The organism is uncultured Dialister sp. (genome assembly GCF_937959425.1).
Taxonomy (GTDB): Bacteria; Bacillota; Negativicutes; order Veillonellales; family Dialisteraceae; genus Dialister.
In genome coordinates this window covers 1-5,167 of sequence record NZ_CALGPS010000141.1, presented here as the reverse complement: position 1 = coordinate 5,167, position 5,167 = coordinate 1, and the positions used below count along the sequence as shown (strand labels likewise).

The window sequence follows — 5,167 nt, the reverse complement described above, 5'->3', positions numbered from 1 at the left end:
CCCCATTCCCCATTCCCCAGCCCACTATCCCACCAAACAGGAGGTTATTTATGAAAAAACTATTAGCTCCCATACTTGCTGCCTGCCTTTTGGTGGGCGGAGAAACGGTCCTGGCGGAGAACTGGATTTCTTTCCAGGACTCCCAGACCACTTTGATTGACACCGACTCCTATGTGGACAGCGGTCTCCGTTCTTCCCTTTCCATCAAATCAAAGGGTAAGGAAGGCGAAACCATTTCCAACATTGAATTTGATAAAAACAGCCGCACCTACCGGGTAACGGAAATGAAAACCCTGGATGAAAAGGGCGCCGTCACCAACGATTTCACCTACAGCGACGATCCCCAGAACTGGAGCCCCCTGGTGCCCCATTCCTTCGGCATGAATCTGTACAATCACTATGTGGAAAATCCCCTGCCCCATTTCACCAAGCCCCAGTGGCTTGTCATTTACAAAGAAGAGGGCGTCCGCTTCCACGGCAGCACCTACGATGTGGAGAAAAATACCATTTCCTACAAGGACGGATACGCCACCTTCTGGATCCGCATTTCCTACCCCTGGAAGGATCAGGATTTTTCCTCCGTCATTTACCATGTGAAAATGGACGTGCCCCATAAACGGATCCAGACCCTGTCCATGACCCGCTACGACTACGACGGCAAGGTGCAGAGCCACGGCGCCGGCAGCAAAGACCGGGAAACCATTGCCGAAGGCTCTCCTATGGAAAAAGTACACGATTATATCAATAAAGAACTGCTGGCCGGCCATATCCGCATGATGTCGTCGTTATAAAAGGGGACTTCTAAGGGTTCAGAGGGTTCGGAAGTTTCGCCCTTTGGGCAAACGGGGGCGCGGCTGGCGCCGCAGGTTGGGGCCGCCTATCGGCGGCAGGTTGTGTAGAAGGGTTGCGGACAAAGGTTCACAGGGTTCAGAGGGTGGTGGCGCCCTGACGGGCGCATGATAAAAGGGCGCCACAGGCGCCCCCTAGGGAATCCTCTATGTCTGATGTCTGATGTCTGCCGTCTGACAGTCTGACGTCTCCCCACGTTCGGGAATACCGCCCAGCGGACAGCCGATAGCCGGCAGCGGCCTCCACTGTCCCACTGTCCCACTGTCTCACTAGCTCACTAACCCACTATCCCCATGGAGTGATTATGATTCGAATTTATTCTCATACAGAAAATGAAAAGCAGTCCCAGATCTGCTATAGCGCCTACCTCACCGGAACCATCCCGAAGGAGGGGTGGCTTGTGACAGAGGGGGCCCATCTCTATCTGCTGTCCCAAAGGCCGCCTCTGCCGGAAGGGGAAGGAGTCCCCGTCAGCCAGGGGCCTGTGGATTTTATTTCTTCTTCCCTTCCGCCGGAAAAAGCGAAGGCCGCCTATCAGGCCTATCTGTCCGGCCGCCGTCTTCCTGCAGGAAGCGCCCTTGCCGCCGGTGAGGGCATGATTTCTATTTTCCCCGCCTCTTCCTATGCGCCGGATCTGGGAGAAATGGAAATCTACCGCCTCCCCTTTGATCCTTTGGAAGAGGTGGTGACGCCCAAGGAAGCGGCTGACCTTTTCGGCGCCGACGCCAAAAGAGTGCAGGCAGACTGCGAAAGGGCCGGGGAAAACGGAGTCTTCTCTCTTTCCGAAGTCCGCCGCTCCGGAAATACATGGCTCCTCCTCCGCCGCTCCGCAGAAAGAGTTTACGGTGGTAAGAAGGAAGAGATAGAGTTCCTGGTCTTAAATCCCCTGCTCCTTGTCTTCTCCACCGTAGAAGCCGCCCGCCTATGGAACCGGGACAGCGGCACAGTCAGAAGCGCTGCCGCCGGCGCCGGCCACGCCTCCGCCCGCATGACGGAAGGGGAAAGGAGAAAATCAGGCCGCACCTGGCTTGTCACCCGGGACGCCATGGACCGCCTCTTCGGCCAGGCCCTGCCGGCCGCCATGAAGGAAGCCATGAAATGGATTAAATAAAAGGGTTCTCAGGTTTGACCGGCCCTACGGGCCGGAGGGTTCTTAAGTTTGACGGCGGCTGGGCCGCCGAGGGTTGTGGTATCGCTCCTGCGGAGCGATGAGTTTTATAATTCTGCTTCGCAGAATGGAAAACCTGGGAGCCGCGCCTGCGACGGTTGTAGAGTTTTCCCTCCCCTAATTCAAAGAGCACAAGTTACCACCAAAGGGGGATGCTGCCGCAAGGCAGCATTTATACTCATCGCCGCCAGGCGATACCTCACCCCTTGGGCCCGCAGGGCCCATCAAACCTGAGAACCCTCAGCCCATAAGGGCTGTCAATCTTTAGAACCCTTCGTGCCAGCATCCCCTTGCATTTCTTCCCCTAATTATGTTATATTGAACATAATTAATCTGTTATCTAAAAATTTCTGCAATGACGAGAGAAAGTACAGGGATGGAACCGGAAAAGCGAGCCCGGACGGTGGAAGCGGGTGCGGGAATTCTCTGGAAGTGCCTCTCTGAGCTGACAGCCTGAAGGAAGTAGGGCTGTCCGGGAAGCCCGTTACAGCACGCAGTGCATGATTTCCTGCACTGGCCAAGGTTCCTTCGGCGACGAAGGGATGAATCTGGGTGGAACACGGAATTCTCCGTCCCATGGGGACGGGGATTTTATATTGCAGAAAACCATTCATACCATAGAAAGAAGGTTCTTCATGTCCCTTGTACTTAAAGCTGAACATATCCGCAAATCTTTCGGGAATATAGAAGTTTTAAAAGATATCAACCTGTCCGTGGAGAAAGGCAGCGTGGTGTCCATCCTGGGCCCCTCGGGCACGGGAAAGACCACCTTTCTCCGCTGCCTGAACTATCTGGAAAAACCAAATGCGGGAAAGCTCACCATCAGCGATGTGTCCGTTGACTTTTCCCATATTTCCAAGAAGGAAATCCAGGCGCTCCGCCGGAAGTCCACCATGGTTTTCCAACAGTTCAACCTGTTCCGCAATAAGACGGTGCTGGAAAACGTGACGGAAGGTCTTATTTACGGCTACGGGAAACCGAAGAAGGAGGCCGTGGAAATCGCCATGAAGGAGCTGGAACGGGTGCACATGGCAGACTATGCGAAAATGTATCCCTCCGAGCTCTCCGGCGGCATGCAGCAGCGGGTAGGCATTGTCCGGGCCCTGGCTCCCCGGCCTGATGTAATTCTTTTCGACGAACCTACCTCCGCCCTGGATCCGGAACTGGTGGGGGAAGTGCTGGACACCATCGCCTCCGTGGCCACCCTGGGCATTACCATGATTATCGTCACCCATGAAATGCATTTCGCAAAGGAAGTGTCCTCCAAGGTGGTCTTCATGGCAGAAGGCCGGGTGGTGGAGGAAGGCACCCCTGATGACATTTTCGTCCATCCGAAGGAAGAAAAGACCAGGCAGTTCCTCCAGCGCATGCTGAAAAGAGAGGGATAATATGCTGACCTTCAATCTGTCCTATTTCCTGGGCCTTTTCCCCCGCCTGGCCACGGCCCTTCCCTTTACCATGGAAGTGATACTCGCCTCCATCCTCCTCTGCCTCTTTCTGGGCACCCTGGTGGCGGTGATCCGCATTGCGAAGGTGCCCCTTCTGCACCAGCTCTGCGAAGTGTGGCTGTCCTACAACCGCTCCATGCCCTTCATTCTGGATCTGTACCTGGTGTACTTCGTGCTGCCGGTGATTGTGCGTGCGCTGCATATCAGCCCCGACGGCTGGCCCCTTACGGCCTATGTGCTTATCGCCCTGTCCTTCCACTATACACCGGTGATTTCGGAAATCATCCGTCCTGCCTATCTGTCAGTGGACAAAGGGCAGCATGAGGCGGCCATGGTCTTCGGCCTTTCCCCCTTCCACCGGGTGGTGCACATCATTGCCCCCCAGGCCCTGCCGGTGGCCCTCCCCAGTCTGGTGAGCGAAGCCATCAATATTTTAAAGGATACCTCCGTCATGTTCTTCATCGGCGTGGTGGACCTCATGGGACGGGCCGGCCTCATCATCAATGCCAATTACGGCCAGGGGAAACTGGAAACCTACTGCGCCGTGGCCCTGATTTACTGGGGTCTGGTCATTCTGGTGGAAATTGCATTTCACGCATTCCAAAAATGGAATGGTAAACCGGTAAGGAGGGCTTCCCATGATTGATTTTTCCATCCTTCCCACCGCCCTTCTTTTCATTGCCAAAGCCATCCCCAATACCCTCTTCATGGCCTTCATCTGCCTTTTCTTCGGCATTGTCCTTGGCTCTGTGGTGGCTGTGCTCCGTGAACAGGGCGGACGGGCGGTGAACGGACTCTTTGCGGTTCTCGTTTCCTTCCTCCGCGGCGTTCCTGCCATTGTGCAGCTCTTCATTGTGTACAACTCCCTGCCCTTCCTGCTGGCTCCCGTGATTTCCACCATTTTGGGCCACACGGTAAAGCCCTTCGATGTAAGCCCCTACTGGACGGTATACACCACCTTCATCCTGTACAATACGGCCTACCAGTCGGAAAACGTGCGAGGCGCCCTCAAAGCCGTGGACAAGGGACAGTATGAAGCGGCGGTGTCCATGGGTATGACTCCCTTTACCGCCTTCACCCGCATCGTCTTCCCCCAGGCCTTCATCGTGGCTCTCCCCACCTTCTTCACCTACTACCTCAAGACCATCAAGCTCCTGGCCCTGGTCTTCACGGTAAAGGTGGTGGACATGTTCGCCGAAGCGGACATCTTCTCCGCCCTCTACAACCGCCGCACCGAGCCCTACATCGCCGATGCCATCGCCTACTGGACCGTGGCCATCCTCCTCACCTTCTTCTTCTCCTGGTGGGAAAAGAAACTCAGGACGAAAATGTAAGAAAAAGTTTCCTGGCCGACATCGTACCAATGGTATGCATGCCGGCAGGAAACTTTTTGCGTATAGTTTCCTGTTCGGCTTGGCTCCACTGTGGTTCATACCGACAGGAAACGATTCGCAAATAGTTTCCTATTGAGCGTGACGCCAGTGGTGTTCCTTACCGACAGGAAACTTTTGGCAAATAGTTTCCTACTGAGCATGACACCAATGGTATTCCTTACCGACAGGAAACTATTCGCGTATAGTTTCCTACTGAGCCTGACACCAACGGTATTCCTTGCCGACAGGAAACTATTCGCGAAAGGGTTCCTATTGAGCGTGACAACAATGGTATTCCTTACCGACAGGAAACTGTTCGCGAAGGGTTT

Annotated in this window: 5 protein-coding genes and 1 other annotated feature; all 5 genes read left to right on the top strand. The window is 54.8% G+C overall.

Features of this window, described 5'->3' with window-relative positions; all coding sequences use genetic code 11:
• Positions 1–50 precede the first annotated feature (50 nt).
• Positions 51–791, top strand: a complete 741-nt coding sequence (locus Q0482_RS06105; protein ID WP_299144710.1) for a hypothetical protein — start codon at positions 51–53, stop codon at positions 789–791.
• Between the two features lie 362 nt (positions 792–1,153).
• On the top strand, positions 1,154–1,960 hold the full coding sequence (locus Q0482_RS06100) for a helix-turn-helix domain-containing protein (RefSeq protein ID WP_299144708.1): 807 nt from the start codon (positions 1,154–1,156) through the stop codon (positions 1,958–1,960).
• Between the two features lie 403 nt (positions 1,961–2,363).
• Positions 2,364–2,597, top strand: a binding site (T-box leader).
• Between the two features lie 55 nt (positions 2,598–2,652).
• The gene (locus Q0482_RS06095; RefSeq protein ID WP_299144705.1) at positions 2,653–3,405 is read left to right on the top strand and encodes an amino acid ABC transporter ATP-binding protein; all 753 of its coding nucleotides are present in this window, start codon (positions 2,653–2,655) and stop codon (positions 3,403–3,405) included.
• 1 nt (position 3,406) lies between these two features.
• Entirely contained in the window at positions 3,407–4,111 is a 705-nt protein-coding gene (locus tag Q0482_RS06090) for an amino acid ABC transporter permease (protein ID WP_291056367.1), read from the top strand.
• A complete protein-coding gene (locus Q0482_RS06085) occupies positions 4,104–4,799 on the top strand; it encodes an amino acid ABC transporter permease (protein WP_299144700.1) in 696 nt (231 codons plus the stop codon). Before Q0482_RS06090 ends, Q0482_RS06085 begins: the two co-directional genes overlap by 8 nt.
• Positions 4,800–5,167 lie beyond the last annotated feature (368 nt).

Coding starts and splice junctions, on each gene's coding strand:
- Q0482_RS06085 (WP_299144700.1), top strand. CDS start 4,104: ATGATTGATTTTTCCATCCTTCCCACCGCCCTTCTTTTCATTGCCAAA.
- Q0482_RS06105 (WP_299144710.1), top strand. CDS start 51: ATGAAAAAACTATTAGCTCCCATACTTGCTGCCTGCCTTTTGGTGGGC.
- Q0482_RS06095 (WP_299144705.1), top strand. CDS start 2,653: ATGTCCCTTGTACTTAAAGCTGAACATATCCGCAAATCTTTCGGGAAT.
- Q0482_RS06100 (WP_299144708.1), top strand. CDS start 1,154: ATGATTCGAATTTATTCTCATACAGAAAATGAAAAGCAGTCCCAGATC.
- Q0482_RS06090 (WP_291056367.1), top strand. CDS start 3,407: ATGCTGACCTTCAATCTGTCCTATTTCCTGGGCCTTTTCCCCCGCCTG.